The organism is Plantactinospora sp. DSM 117369 (assembly GCF_053764795.1).
The window spans coordinates 2,001,623-2,015,476 of record NZ_CM132446.1 but is presented as its reverse complement, the minus strand read 5'-3'; the positions used below and the strand labels follow the sequence as shown (position 1 = coordinate 2,015,476).

Sequence of the window (13,854 nt, the reverse complement as noted above, 5' to 3'; positions counted from 1 at the left end):
TGATCAGAGGTAACTTCCATCGATCGGCCGGGCGGCGGCACCGCCGTTCCCGGCCTCGCCCGCCGCGAGCTGCCGCGTTCGCGACGGTGGCGGCCGTGGCTGCCGCCGTGTTGGCTGCGCCGACCGGTCCGGCTGCGGCGGCGCCGGCCGCACCTGCGGCGCCCAGCCCAGATCTGACCGCGCCGGCCGGTGCTGGTTCCACCACGATCACACTGATCACGGGCGACCGGGTTACGTTGACCGGTACCCCTGGCCGGTACGGTGTCGCGGTCGACAAGGCGGCCCCACGGTCGGGCTTCGCTGGTGTGCCGTCCTTCGAGACAGAGTCCGGGCCCGATGGCGTGTACATCTTCCCCGAGGATGTGCTGCCGGCGATTGCCGCCGGAGTGTTGGATCGGGATCTATTCAACGTCACGTATCTGGCCGAGCATGGCTATGCCGATGCCGATGCTGGTCACCTTCCGGTGATCGTTACCTATCCGGCTCCAGCCGGTCGGCCCGGCGGCAGTGCGCCGCTGGCCGCAAAGCTGTTGACGGAGCGGGTGGAGCAATTGCCCGCCACTCCCGGCAAGGCGGTCGCGCTGCCCAGCATCAACGGTGCCGGCGTCGCGGTGGAGAAAAAGACCGCGGCGCAGTTCTGGCACCGGCTGCGCGGTGCCGAGGCGGCGCCCACGGCCCCGAAGTCGGCACCGCGTTCTGGCGCCGGGTCGGGTTCGTTCACGGTGGCACCGAGGCCAGCGGGTCCGTCGGTGCTGGCCGCTGGAGTGGGAAAGGTGTGGTTGGACCGCGAGCTGGAGTTGAGCCTGGCCGAAAGCGTGCCGTTGATCGGTGCTCCCGCTACCTGGAGCGCGGGGTATGACGGTAGCGGGGTGAATGTCGCGGTGCTCGACTCCGGTGTCGACGCCACGCACCCCGACCTGGCGGGCAAGGTCGCCACGGCGGTCAGTTTCATTCCGGGCTCTGACGCCGGGGACCGGCACGGTCACGGGACGCACGTGGCGTCCACCATCGCCGGGTCCGGTGCCGCGTCCGGTGGCCGGTACAAGGGTGTGGCGCCGGGTGCACGGCTGTTGTCCGCGAAGGTGTGCTTTGACACCAACGGGTGCCCGACGTCGTCGATTCTCCAGGGGATGGAGTGGGCCGCCACCGAGCAGGACGCCGACATCGTCTCGATCAGCCTCGGTGGTTGCTGCACGGACGGCACCGACCCGTTGAGTCAGGCGGTTAACAGCCTGACCTCGCGCACCGGCACCCTGTTTGTGATCGCCGCCGGTAACGACGGGCCGAACGCGCAGACGGTCGGGTCGCCGGGTACGGCGGAGGCGGCGTTGACGGTGGCGGCCACCGACAAGCGGGACCAGATGGCGCGGTTCTCCAGCCGAGGCCCGCGACTGGACGGGGCGCTGAAGCCGGACATTGCCGCCCCAGGGGTGGATATCGTCGCCGCCCGTGCAGCGGGGACCACGCTGGGTACGCCGGTGGACGCCCGTTACACCTCGGCGAACGGTACGTCGATGGCCACTCCGCATGTGTCGGGTGCGGCGGCGCTTCTGGCGCAGCGGTACCCGGACTTGACCGGTCCGGAGCTGAAGGCGGCGTTGATGAGCACCGCCCACGACGCCGGGCACAGCGTCTATGAGCAGGGTGCTGGGCGAGTCAATGCGGCGCGGGCGGTCGACCAGGAAGTCTTCGCCACCACCCCGAATGTCGACTTCGGTCGGATCACCGGGGATACCGGTTCCGACCCGGTCAGCAAGCGGATTACCTATCGGAACCTGACCGACCAGCCGGTCGAGCTGACGCTGACGCCGAGTCTGCGGAGTATGGCGGGTGAGCCAGCACCGAACGGGGCGTTGACCGTCGATGGCACGCTCACCGTGCCGGCTGGAGGGGCCGCCACCGCCACGGTCATCCTCAACGTCGGCAGGCTCGGCCTGGAGACCTACAGCGGCACGGTGGTCGCCGCTGACGAGGCGAGCGGGGTCCGGCTCTCCACCCCGGTCGGGCTGGACCGCCGGGTGGCGTTCACCGTTCAGGTCCTCGGCCCGGACGGCCAACCGGCCGTCCCCAGCATCCGGCCGAGGGTGCAAGCGGTGGACGTCCCGGGTGAGCAGATCACCGACGTCACCTCGGTCGGCGTGGGTCGGTACCAGGCGCTGGTCCGGCCGGGCACCTACAGCGTGATGGCGGGGTTGACAGGACACGACGGCACTGCGGGGCGGAAGGTTTCGGCTTACCTCATCGACCCGCAGATCACGGTGACCGGAGGCACCGAAGTCATCCTCGACGGCCGGCAGGCCCGACCGATATCGATCGCCACTCCGCGACCGGCCGCACCGTACGCCCTCTCCGTTAACTACGAGCGCAGCCACGCCGACGGCAGCATCACCACCATCAGCACCACCGGCAGCATCACGTGGGCCCAGACGAAGCTGTGGGTGACCCCGACCGAACGCGTCACGGTGGGGGAGTTCCAGTTCTCCAGCCAGTGGACGCTGGCGAACCCACCGGCCTCGATGCGGGTGCGCGGCGCCAACGACCTGGCATTGCAGCCGATGCTTCGCGCCCACGCCGACCGGGGGCTGACGTTCGATCCGGGTGCGTTTGACTGGGCCGGCGGCTGGCTGCCGTTCACCCGCAACGGGACGTTCGAGCTGGTCGATGCCGGGTTCGGTGACCCGGAGGACATCGCCGGACACGATCTGCGCGGCAAGCTCGCCCTGCTCCAGTGGGGCGATGACCGGTGGGGTGCGGGCAACACCCCGCCGGATGGCACCCCCGACCTCGCACTGTGGGTGGACCGGCTCAACAACCTGCACCGGGCCGGTGCGATCGGCGTCATCGCCTTCTCCAACCCGCCACCCGGCTACGAGCACCACCGGCTCAGTATGGCGCCCACAACGCCGGCTAACTCGACCGTCATTCCAGATGAGCAGAAGCTGCTGCTACCGGAGGTCCAGATCCAACGGGACGAGGGCAAGCGGCTGCTGGACCTGGTCCGGAAGGGCACGGTGACCATCGGCCTGACCAGCGACCCGAACATCCGATACAGCTACCAGCTCTCGCTCTATCACGACCAGCAGGTCTCCACGTCGCTGGATCACCGGTTCGGCGAGCGTGACCTCGCCCGGGTGGAGAGCACCTTCCACGCCACCCAGCCGGGACCGTCCTTTTCGCGTGACGAAGCGTCGAAGCCGGGCGCGCAACCGGGCGCGAGCTCTGACTTCGAATTCGCGGTGCCGCAGACCCGGACCCAGTACTTCGGCCCGGTCGACCCCCGGATGGTACGCCGGAGCGAGGTCTTCTACCGTGACGCCAGCGGAACCAAGGTCCGGTTAGAGGCGGCTGCTCGGGTCTTCGGCCGGCCGGGGCAGACCACCGAGCGCTGGGGCACCGCCCCGGTGGCCCCGGGAGCCGCGCCTTCGCTGCCGCCCGACTTGCTCGTCCACCCCGCCCACAAGACCGGGGCGCGGGATTGCATCGGGTGTCGCGAGGGCGACCTGATCTATCCCAGAACAGTCGGGATCACCGGAAGCCTCCACGCCGCGGAGGACGTCTGGAACAGTGCCGTCCGACTGCACCGGGAGGGCGGCCAGGAGATCCCGCTCAGCATGGAAGGGTTCCTCCCGGTGTTCCGGCTTCCGCAGGAGCCCGGCACCTACCGGCTGACCGAGTCCAAGCGGGATCTGAACAACACCACCACGACCTGGACGTTCAAGTCGGAGCATCCGGAGCGGGCCACCGCCAAACCCGGCACCCTGTGCTGGCTCAGCCGCGGCTACGGGCACAACCCGTGTCATCCGGAGCCGTTCGTCTTCCTCCGCTACGACCTCGGCAAGGACCTCCAGCTCAACAACACGGTCAAGGCACCCGGCCTGCACACCTTCACTGTCACCGCATACAACGGGCAGTCCATCGAGGCGATGCCCCGGATCGACGGGATGAAGGTGTGGACCAGCCTCGACGACGGCAAGACCTGGCAGCGGGCGGTGGTGCTGCCGAAGGGTCGGGGTGATGGTGACGGCCGGAGCTTCCAGGTCCTCACCGGCTACCCGGCGGTGAACCGTACCTCCGGTGCGGTCAGCCTGAAGGTGGAAGCCTGGGACGTCGACGGCAACCGGGTCGAGCAACGGGTCGACCGGGCGTTCGCCCTCAGCGCCAATCGGTACCAGCCATCCAAGTAACCCGCCGATCGACCGATTACCACCAAGGCGACGTGCCCCGGAGACCAGACCTCCGGGGCACGTCCCGGATTGGGGGTTCAGGGCAGTTGCCGCTGTAGTAAGTAATAGAATGCAATGGTGAACTTGAAAGAGTGGGCGAAGCGGGAAGGAGTCCACCCGGTCACGGCGTATCGCTGGTTCCGGGAGGGCAAGCTGCCCGTGCCCGCTCGACGAGTCGGCGGCCTGATCCTGGTAGAGCAGCACGCGGAGGCGTCGTCACCAGAAACCACAGTGGTGTACGGCCGCGTGTCGTCTGCCGATCAGAAGTCCGACTTGGATCGACAGGTCGCCCGGGTAACCGCATGGGCGACTGGGCGGAACCTCGTTGTGTCCCGAGTCGTTACCGAGGTCGGGTCCGCGCTCAACGGACGCCGCAAGAAGTTCCTGGCGTTGCTGCGTGACCCGACCGTCACGACGATCGTGGTCGAACACCGGGACCGGTTCGCCCGTTTCGGCGGCGAGTACGTCGAAGCCGCGCTGGCCGCCCAAGGCAGGCGGCTTCTGGTGGTCGACCCGGCCGAGGTGGACGACGACCTTGTGCGCGACATGACCGAGATCCTGACGTCGCTGTGCGCCCGTCTGTATGGACGGCGCTCTGCTGCGAACCGAGCCCGCCGCGCCGTCGAAGCGGCCACCGAGGGCGACCCGGCATGAAGACGATTCAGGCGTACCGGTTCGCCTTGGACCTCACCCCGACCCAAGAGCGTGCGGTACTCGCGCACGCCGGGGCGGCGCGGTTGGCGTACAACTGGGCGTTGGCTCGGGTGAAGGCGGTCATGGACCAGCGCGCGGCGCAGCGTACCTACGGTGTGCCGGATGGTCAGCTCACCCCGGCGGTCGGGTGGTCGTTGCCCGCGTTGCGCCGGGAGTGGAACGCCGCGAAGGGTGGTGTGGCGCCGTGGTGGCGGGAGTGTTCGAAGGAGGCATTCAACACCGGCCTGGACGCGCTCGCCCGCGCGTTGAAGAACTGGGCCGACTCCCGCGCCGGTAAACGTGCTGGCCGTCCGGTCGGGTTTCCTCGGTTCAAGTCCCGACGCCGCACCACACCGTCCGTGCGGTTCACCACCGGCACGATCCGGGTCGAGCCCGACCGCATGCACGTGACGCTACCCAGGCTGGGCCGATTGAAGCTGCACGAGTCCGCTCGGAAACTCGCACGCCGCCTCGACGCCGGCACCGCCCGGATCATGTCCGCGACCGTCCGGCGCGACGGTGGCCGCTGGCACGTCTCGTTCACCGTCGAGGTCGAACGCGCCGACCAGGTACCGGCCAAGCCCACGTCTGTGGTCGGCGTGGACGTCGGCGTCACGCACCTTGCGGTGTTGTCCACCGGTGAACTGGTGGACAACCCGCGCCACCTCGTTGCCTCGCAGGCCCGGCTAGATGCCTGGGGAAGAGCGCTGTCGCGTAAGAGCGGCCCCGACCGGCGTACCGGACGCCGCCCATCGAAGCGGTGGGAACGGGCGTCCGCGCGGCTTGGTCGTGCGCACGCCCGGGTCGCTCAGCTGCGCCGCGACGGCCTGCACAAGCTCACCACCCGGCTCACTCGTGAGCACGGCACGGTCGTGGTCGAAGACCTCAACGTGGCTGGCATGCTGCGTAACCGGCGGCTGGCCCGGCATATCGCTGACGCCGGATTCGCCGAGATCCGCCGTCAACTCGCTTACAAGACCTCATGGAACGGTGGCCGACTGATCGTGGCCGACCGTTGGTATCCGTCCTCGAAGACCTGCTCCGGCTGCGGCGCGGTGAAAGCCAAGCTGGCCCTGTCCGAGCGTGAGTACGACTGTGAGGCGTGTGGGCTGGTCCTGGACCGGGACCTCAACGCCGCACGCAACCTGGCCGCTGTCGCGGCCGAGTTCGACACCGCCGGGAGTGGCCCGGTGGCAGCACGTGGAGCCGACCGTAAGACCCGTACACACGGGCTGGCGGCTGTGAAGCGTGAACCCGGCACGGCGTCCGCCGGTCAGACCGGGACCGTCCCACCGCAAGGCGGGACTACTAATCACGTGCTCACCTAAAGTGCACTGAAAGGTAACGGAGTATCTGCCAGCGCCGTGAGACCACCTGAGGGGCGGCACGCTGGACCACGGCCCTACCGGGGCGACTCGTCCGGTGTGAAGACCGCCCGGACCCAGCCGTCGCGCTTCTCTCTGAACATCGCGTAGCCGTAGCCCTCGGGCGCCTCGTCCAGGGGCAGCCGGTGCGTCGCGAGATGCCCGTCACCCGATCCCTGATCGCCTACGACCACTGACCGGGATTCGGAACTACTCGTCTAGAGCCGGCGTGACGTACGCGCCGGTGATGCCGCCGTCCACCACGAACTGGGCGGCGGTCATGAAGGACGCGTCGTCGCTGGCCAGGAAGGCCACCGCGGCGGCGATCTCGCCGGGCTCGCCGAACCGACCCATCGGTACGTGCACCAGTCGCCGCGCCGCCCGTTCCGGATCCTTGGCGAACAGCTCCCGCAGCAACGGCGTGCCGATCGGGCCGGGACAGAGCGCGTTCACCCGGATCCCCTGCCGAGCGAACTGGACGCCGAGCTCCCGGGTCAGCGCCAGCACCCCGCCCTTGCTCGCGGTGTAGGCGATCTGCGAGGTGGCCGCGCCCATCAGCGCCACGAAGGAGGCGGTGTTGATGATCGAGCCCCGGCCCTGGCGCAGCATGTGCGGGATGACGTACTTGCAGCAGAGGTAGACGCTGGTGGTGTTGACCCGGATCACCCGCTCCCAGGCGTCCAGGCCGGTGGTCAGGATCGAGTCGTCGTCCGGCGGGGAGATGCCGGCGTTGTTGAACGCGATGTCGATCCGGCCGCGCCTGGCCGCGACCTGGTCATACAGATCGCGTACCTGCGCCTCGTCGCTCACGTCGCAGGCCACGAACTCGCCGTCCACCTCGTCGGCGGCGGCCCGCCCGGCGTCGGTCGCGATGTCGACGCAGACCAGGTACGCGCCCTCGGCGGCGAGCCGGCGCACGGTGGCCAGCCCAATCCCGCTGCCGGCACCGGTCACCACCGCCACCCGCCCAGCCAGTCGATCACTGATCATCGCCGTACTCCTCCCGGGGATCGCTGTCCCCGGCATCCTCGCCGACGGCGTGGCCGGTGGTCGAGGGGCGCCGGCCGGCAACGTGTCCTCGGGGCGCACCGTCAGCGACGTCGCGGCGTCCACTCCGGAGAGGTCGAGCAGCCGGCCGGCGTCGGCCACGTTCAGCCCGAACGCGGCCACCCAGTCGACGTCGACGCCCTCGAACATCGCCGGTACGTCCGCGAAGGTGGCCCGCCGGACCACCGGGTGCTGCCGGACGTCCTGTGCGCAGAGTTCGCGGGCCAGGAATCCAGTCCTGGCCCGCGAACTGCCTCAAGGCACTACAGGTACGTGTGCTGCCAAGGATTCCCCGACACGCAGACCCGCCCGTCAGCCAGTACCACATAGCCGTTCGTCACCTGCGCGACCGAGTATCCGCCCACGCTGTGAGTGGTGTCCCAGGTGGTGTCCCAGCTCCATCCGACCGAAGGTGTCCAGGTCCGCGAGCCGACACCGGCGTTGTCCGTCACCGCGACCGTCCACGAACCCAGGACCGACGGTGGGACCGTGTTCAGATCGAACCCGGTGTGCACGATGGCCTTGCGGGGAGCGCTCCGGGCGTAGTAGAGGAACGAGACCCCGCAGTTGCCGTACACGACCGGTGCGTCCAGCGGAGTAATGACCGGATCTTGCGTGATCGGGTGATCAGCGACCTTGACGCTGTCCAGCGCGCCGTTCCGCACCACGACCTTGTAGCCATGCTGGTTCGCGATGGCCTGGTCGATGCGGGTCGCCGTGAGTGACGTCCGTGCAACCTCGACAGTCGACGGCTCGGCCGACGCAGCAACTGCGGCGTTGAGCGGCATCGAGGCACCCGTGACGGCGGCGACAACCACCGCCAAGGTCATGAGATTTCTGCGTACCATGCTTCAGCCCCCATTCTGATTGACGTACGCGATGCCCGAGCGACCCCATGCAATCAGGAGCTGCATTCAGCCCGGTTTCATTCGATGAACTCGCTGGTCAGCCAGGGGTGGTACGGACGGGCGGCGAACCTGGCGCAGCGGCCGGGCCGGTCTGCGGCACCGTGGCCACCACCAACCCGGTCGCCGGACTGACCACCTCGGTCAGCCCGGATGGCGGCTCAGACCCGAATCCGTGAGTAATTGTTTCGGGTTCGCTGTCGAGTAGGTTCCGATCGATGTGGGTCGTTGCTTGTCGTGGGTAGGTACCGCCCTCGGCAGCTCGACCAACCCGACGGCACCGGACGGCTCGGGAACGAACGCGAACCACTTACTCACGGATTCGGGTCAGAGGCGTTCGAAACCGCGTCGCAGCTCCCAGTCCGTCACCGCCGCGTCGAAGGCGGCCAACTCCACCCGCGCCTGGTTGGCGTAGTGCGCCACCACCTCGGCCCCGAACGCGTCGGCGGCCAGCGGCGACTCCGTCCAGCGGCCGAGGGCGTCCCGCAGGGTACCCGGCACCCGGGGCGCGGACTCGTCGGCGTACGCGTTGCCGGCGAACTCCGGCTCCAGCTCCAGTTCCGCCTCGATCCCGTGTACCGCCCCGGCCACCAGCGCCGCGATCGCCAGGTACGGGTTGACGTCCGCGCCGGGCAGCCGGTTCTCCACCCGCATCCCCTGGCCGTGCCCGACCAGCCGCAGCGCGCAGGTGCGGTTGTCGGTGCCCCAGCGCAGCGCGGTCGGGGCGAACGAACCGGGCTGGTAGCGCTTGTACGAGTTCACGTTCGGGGCCAGGAAGAGGCTGAAGTCGGGGATCGTCGCCAGCAGCCCGGCCAGTACCCGGGTGCCGGTCGGCGACAGCCGGGCCGGGCCGTCGCCGAGCATCGCCGACCGCCCGTCGGCACGCCGCAGCGAGAAGTGGATGTGGCAGGAGTTGCCCTCCCGCTCGTTCGGCTTGGCCATGAACGTGAGCGACATGCCCTCCTGAGCGGCGATCTCCTTCGCCCCGTTCTTGTAGACGACGTGGTTGTCCGCGCAGGTCAACGCGTCGGCGTACCGGAAGGCGATCTCGTGTTGGCCGAGGTTGCACTCGCCCTTGGCGCTCTCCGGGGTCAGCCCGGCGCCGGCCATCTCGGTGCGGATCCGCCGCAGCAGCGGCTCGACCCGGGCGGTACCGAGCAGCGAGTAGTCCACGTTGTAGAGGTTCGCCGGGGTCAGCTCGCGGTAGCCCCGGCGCCAGGCGTCCTCGTACGAGTCGCGGTAGAGCACGAACTCCAGCTCGGTCCCGGCGTACGCGGTCAGCCCGTGCCCGGCGAGCCGGTCGAGCTGGCGGCGCAGGATCTGTCGGGGCGAGGCGAGCACCTCCCCGCTGCCGTCGAGCCAGCGCAGGTCGGCCAGCAGCATCGCGGTGCCCGGCTGCCAGGGGACCCGGCGCAGCGTACTCAGGTCCGGGACCATGGCGAAGTCGCCGTAACCGCGTTCCCAGCTCGACATCGCGTACCCGTCGACGGTGTTCATCTCGACGTCGACGGCGAGCAGGTAGTTGCAGCCCTCGCTGCCGTGCCGGAGCACCTCGGCGAGGAAGTACGGCGCGTGGAACCGCTTGCCCTGCAACCGCCCCTGCATGTCGACCAGGGCGAGGACCACGGTGTCGATGTCGCCGCTGTCCACCGCCACCCGGAGCGCCTCCAGACTCAGCGCCGGAACCCGGGCCCTCATCCGCCGTCCCCGTCCGCTGCGACCGCCCGGTCCGGAGCCGGGGCGCCCACAACCGGGTCGGGCACGTCCGGGTCGGGCACGTCCGGGTCGGGCACGTCCGGGTCGGGCACGTCCGGGTCGGGTCGCGGGGCGGTCGGGACCACGTTCTGCCGGGGACCGGTGAACCAGTGCCGGGCGCCGAGCAGCCACCAGAGCCCGGCGGCGCCGAGCACCGCCGCGACCGCCACGATGGTGTAGTTGAAGGTCGACGGGGTGATCGGCGCGGTGGTGGGGAGCACGAAGAGTACGCAGATCACCGCCACCCAGCCGATCGCCAGCCAGCCGACCAGCGGGCTCCACCGGCCCAGGTGCCACGGGCCGGGCCGGAAGTCCCGGCTGCGGCGGCGCAGGAAGACCGGCCCGACGTACGCGATGTAGAGGCCGATCACCGCGATCGAGGTGGCCGCCAGGTAGGCGGTGGTGTTCCACAGCGACGGCAGCACCAGCAGGGTCGAACAGGCGACGCAGAGCCAGATGGAGTTGGTCGGCGTACCGGTGCGGAGGTTGACCCGGCGCCAGATCGCCGAACCGGGCAGCGCGCCGTCCCGGCTGAACGCGTACGCCATCCGGGAGTTGGCGGTGACCGAGGCCATCCCGCAGAAGAACTGCGCCACCACGCAGATGAAGAGCAGGAAGGTGCCCATGGTCTCGCCGGTGGCGTCGATGAAGATCTGGGCTGGTGGGAGGCCGAGTTCGGTCTGCCGCTGGACGTCGTAGTCCCGGATCGACCAGGTGATCGCGACCAGCAGGAAGAAGCCGGCGACCACCGAGACCACCACCGACATCACGATGCCCCGGGGCGCCGCTCGGGCCGCGTCGTGGGTCTCCTCGGCGACGTGCGCGCTCGCGTCGTAGCCGGTGTAGGTGTACTGCGCCATCAGCAGACCGATCAGTACGGCGTAGACCGCCGCGCCGGAGAAGTCGAAGCCGGTGGCGTTGCGTACCTCGAAGAAGACCTCGGAGATCGGCTTGTGCTGGTCGGGCACGACCGCCAGCACCCCGACGATGATCGCCACCCCGGCCAGGTGCCACCAGGCGCTCACGTCGGAGAGCACCCGGACCAGGTTGACCCCGAAGGTGTTCAGCAGGCCGTGCGCAATGATGATCACCAGGAAGACCACGAAGGTGCGTTCCGGGGTCACCTCCAGGTCGAAGGCGAGGCTGAGGAAGGCCGAGGTGGTGATCGCCGCGCCGAAGTCGATGGCGGCGGTGACCGCCACCTCGCCGAGGAAGTTGAACCAGCCGATGAACCAGGCCCAGGCCGCCTTGTTCCGGCTGGCCAGCGCCGCCGCCCACCAGTAGAGCGCCCCGGCGGTCGGGTAGACCGAGCAGATCTCCGCCATCGCGAGCGCGACCAGGGTCACCATGCCGCCGACGAAGAGCCAGCCGAGGGTGATCGCCAGCGGGCCGCCGGAGTTCATCGCGATGCCGTACGAGGTGATCGCGCCGGCCAGGATCGAAATGATCGAGAACGAGACCGCGAAGTTGGAGAAACCCGAGAGCTTGCGGCGTAGTTCCTGCTGGTAGCCGAGTTCGGCCAGGCGTTGCTCGTCGAGGTCGACCCCGGCGGCCGTCGGCGTACGGGGCGGCGGGACAGGTGCGCTCATCGGCGTCTCCTTCGTCCGGATCCGGGGTGGGACGCAGCGTGTGACCGGCGTCACGCCTCTGTCCGAGATCGTGCGCCTCCGGAAGATCCACGTCAACCGATGTGGATCGAGTAACCGAGACCACGGCTCCCGTCCGGCCGCCGAAGCACGCCGTCGAGAAGTTCTCGATTGCTCAGACTCAGGTTCCGGTGTCCGCCGTGGCGTGTCGGCACTTGATTTCGGCAATATCATCCGGGGCTTCGGCTAGGTTTTCCCGCATGACGTTGTTGGACGACGCGGTGGCGGTGCTCGACGAGCAGGGCGTACTGGACCGGCTGGGTCGGCTGATCCAGCAGGTCTACCGGCGCGCGGCGGACCGACACGAGCCGGAGCTCGGCGACGACGCGATGAGCTTCGGCACCACCGTGTGGCGCAACCTGACCAACCTGGGCAAGGCCGAATTCGACGGCCTCGACGGCATCCGGGTCCGGCTGGAGGACAACTCACTGGAGATCGCCTGCGCCGGTTACGTCGTCCGGCTCTACTCGTTGCAGGGCGGGATCGAGTCGATCCGCTGGGAGGGCAGCGAGGCCCGGCTCGGCGGCGCGGTGGAGAACAGCCGCGACGGGCAGCTCGCCTTCGACGACGAGGGGCAGTTCCCCGAGGTCTTCGCCGAGGTGGTGCCGCCGAAACGGCACATCCGGATCGCGCACACCGGAGACATCGTCACCGGCGAGGCGGTTGCCTACATCGGGCTGCCCCGGGACAACCGGGACAGCGGCTCGCCCTGGTTCGAGGTACGCCTCTGGTTCGGCGAGCCGGCCACCACCGGAGCACCGCTGCCGGTGGTCGACGGTGCGGTGCCGCAGCCCCGCACCGACGAACTGCCGATCCCCGAGCTGGACCTGCTGGCCATCCAGCCCGACGACCGGAGCGGCCGGTTCGGCGCGGCATTCGGCCGTCCGGCCGAGCGGTCCGCGTGACGGGCCGGCTCCGACCTCCGGTACCCGCAGCCGCCGCAGCCGCCGCGTTCGCGCCGCACGCTCTCGCCCTGGCCCGCCGGTGGCGGCGGATGCGCAAGAACGAGCTGGCCCGGCAGGTCGGGGTCACGGCCGCGGCGGTCAGCCAGTACGAGCTGGGCCAGGCCCGACCGTCGGCGGCGACGCTGGCCCGGTTGGCCCTGGCGCTCTCGATGCCGGTCGAGTTCTTCGCCGCCGGATTCGCCGTACCGGTCACCTCGGGGCAGGCGCACTTCCGCAGCCTGCGGACGACCAGCCAGGCCGAACGGGATCAGGCGGAGGCGTTCGGCGAGCTCGCCTGGCGGGTGGTGGAGGCGGTCGAACGGCAGCTCCGGCTGCCCCGGCTACGGCTGCCGCACCTGGAACTGGCCGAGCCGACCGGCCCCGACGACGTACGCGCCGCCGCCGTCACCGCCCGGGACGCGTTCGGCCTCGGTGCCGCCCCGGTACCGCATATGGTGCGGCTGCTGGAGTCGGCCGGGGTGATCGTGCTCGCCCTGCCGGACGTCTCCGAGCGGGTCGACGCGTTCTCGCACTGGTACGGCCAGCGGCCGTTCGTCTTCCTCAACCCCGGCAAGGACGACAAGGCCCGGTCCCGGATGGACGCCGCGCACGAGTTGGGCCACCTGCTGATGCACCACGACGCCGAGCCGGGCAGCCAACTGCTGGAGCGGCAGGCCACCGCGTTCGCCTCCGAGTTCCTGGCCCCGAGCGCGGCGCTGCGCGACGAACTGCCGTCCCGGCTCGACTTCGACCGGCTGCACGACCTCAAGCGCCGCTGGGGGATCAGCCTGAAGGCGCTGGTCTACCGCGGGCACGACCTCGGCGTCTACCGGGAGCACACCTACCGGCGCGGGATGGCGCTGCTCGCCCAGTGGGGCTTCCCGGAGCCAGGCGACCTCGGCCCCCGCGAGCAGCCGTCGCTGCTCGGCAAGGCCGTCGAACTCCTCGGCCGGCAGCAGATCACCGTCGACCGGCTGGCTGCCCGGGCCGGACTGCCACCCGGGCTCACCGGTGCCGTGCTGGCCGCCGCCACCGAGCACCTCCCCGAGCTGGACATCGCCGTCACCTGAGGTGACCCGGGCGACCCCGCGCCGTGGGCGTCGACGCCGCTAATTGCGTTGCCGACCTGCCGTTTTGGCAGCATGATCTGAGCCATGACATGGCAGGCATCGCACACCGCACGCCGCCGACGCCGGCGTGCCGGGTCCCTGGCCTGACCGGACAGCATCGCGCGCGATCTCGGCGCGCCGGTCCGGCACCGCCGGACCCGTAGGGCC

General features: G+C 69.9%; 10 protein-coding genes. 5 read left to right on the top strand and 5 right to left on the bottom strand.

The window, feature by feature from the left end:
* Positions 1-341 precede the first annotated feature (341 nt).
* From ACSMXO_RS09000 to tnpB, 3 genes are all read left to right on the top strand, one after another.
* Complete coding sequence (locus ACSMXO_RS09000; RefSeq protein ID WP_455417353.1) at positions 342-4,184, top strand: S8 family peptidase; 3,843 nt, start codon at positions 342-344, stop codon at positions 4,182-4,184.
* Positions 4,185-4,301: 117 nt separating this feature from the next.
* Positions 4,302-4,877 (top strand): IS607 family transposase, encoded by a 576-nt coding sequence (locus ACSMXO_RS08995; protein ID WP_455419202.1) that lies wholly within the window; start codon positions 4,302-4,304, stop codon positions 4,875-4,877.
* Positions 4,874-6,244: an IS607 family element RNA-guided endonuclease TnpB gene (gene tnpB, locus ACSMXO_RS08990; protein ID WP_455417352.1), complete on the top strand. Its 1,371-nt coding sequence runs from the start codon at positions 4,874-4,876 to the stop codon at positions 6,242-6,244. Before ACSMXO_RS08995 ends, tnpB begins: the two co-directional genes overlap by 4 nt.
* Before the next feature lie 74 nt (positions 6,245-6,318).
* Here the strand turns inward: tnpB and ACSMXO_RS08985 are convergent, their stop codons facing one another.
* From ACSMXO_RS08985 to ACSMXO_RS08965, 5 genes are all read right to left on the bottom strand, one after another.
* Positions 6,319-6,474: a hypothetical protein gene (locus ACSMXO_RS08985; RefSeq protein WP_455419460.1), complete on the bottom strand. Its 156-nt coding sequence runs from the start codon at positions 6,472-6,474 to the stop codon at positions 6,319-6,321.
* 16 nt (positions 6,475-6,490) lie between these two features.
* The gene (locus tag ACSMXO_RS08980) at positions 6,491-7,270 is read right to left on the bottom strand and encodes a 3-oxoacyl-ACP reductase (RefSeq protein WP_455419201.1); all 780 of its coding nucleotides are present in this window, start codon (positions 7,268-7,270) and stop codon (positions 6,491-6,493) included.
* 320 nt (positions 7,271-7,590) lie between these two features.
* Positions 7,591-8,157, bottom strand: a complete 567-nt coding sequence (locus ACSMXO_RS08975) for a hypothetical protein (protein WP_455417351.1) — start codon at positions 8,155-8,157, stop codon at positions 7,591-7,593.
* Between the two features lie 402 nt (positions 8,158-8,559).
* A complete protein-coding gene (locus ACSMXO_RS08970) occupies positions 8,560-9,930 on the bottom strand; it encodes a glutamine synthetase family protein (protein WP_346255942.1) in 1,371 nt (456 codons plus the stop codon).
* Positions 9,927-11,576: an amino acid permease gene (locus ACSMXO_RS08965; protein ID WP_455417350.1), complete on the bottom strand. Its 1,650-nt coding sequence runs from the start codon at positions 11,574-11,576 to the stop codon at positions 9,927-9,929. Before ACSMXO_RS08965 ends, ACSMXO_RS08970 begins: the two co-directional genes overlap by 4 nt.
* A gap of 257 nt (positions 11,577-11,833) precedes the next feature.
* Between ACSMXO_RS08965 and ACSMXO_RS08960 the strand changes: the two genes are divergently transcribed.
* Both ACSMXO_RS08960 and ACSMXO_RS08955 read left to right on the top strand, forming a co-directional pair.
* On the top strand, positions 11,834-12,538 hold the full coding sequence (locus ACSMXO_RS08960; RefSeq protein ID WP_346255940.1) for a hypothetical protein: 705 nt from the start codon (positions 11,834-11,836) through the stop codon (positions 12,536-12,538).
* A complete protein-coding gene (locus ACSMXO_RS08955; RefSeq protein WP_455417349.1) occupies positions 12,535-13,647 on the top strand; it encodes an ImmA/IrrE family metallo-endopeptidase in 1,113 nt (370 codons plus the stop codon). Before ACSMXO_RS08960 ends, ACSMXO_RS08955 begins: the two co-directional genes overlap by 4 nt.
* Positions 13,648-13,854: the final 207 nt, after the last annotated feature.

What these genes read in the sequence shown, in the direction of transcription:
- tnpB (WP_455417352.1), top strand. Translation starts at nt 4,874, where the DNA reads ATGAAGACGATTCAGGCGTACCGGTTCGCCTTGGACCTCACCCCGACC.
- ACSMXO_RS08980 (WP_455419201.1), bottom strand. Translation starts at nt 7,270, where the DNA reads ATGATCAGTGATCGACTGGCTGGGCGGGTGGCGGTGGTGACCGGTGCC.
- ACSMXO_RS08975 (WP_455417351.1), bottom strand. Translation starts at nt 8,157, where the DNA reads ATGACCTTGGCGGTGGTTGTCGCCGCCGTCACGGGTGCCTCGATGCCG.
- ACSMXO_RS08970 (WP_346255942.1), bottom strand. Translation starts at nt 9,930, where the DNA reads ATGAGGGCCCGGGTTCCGGCGCTGAGTCTGGAGGCGCTCCGGGTGGCG.
- ACSMXO_RS08965 (WP_455417350.1), bottom strand. Translation starts at nt 11,576, where the DNA reads ATGAGCGCACCTGTCCCGCCGCCCCGTACGCCGACGGCCGCCGGGGTC.
- ACSMXO_RS08960 (WP_346255940.1), top strand. Translation starts at nt 11,834, where the DNA reads ATGACGTTGTTGGACGACGCGGTGGCGGTGCTCGACGAGCAGGGCGTA.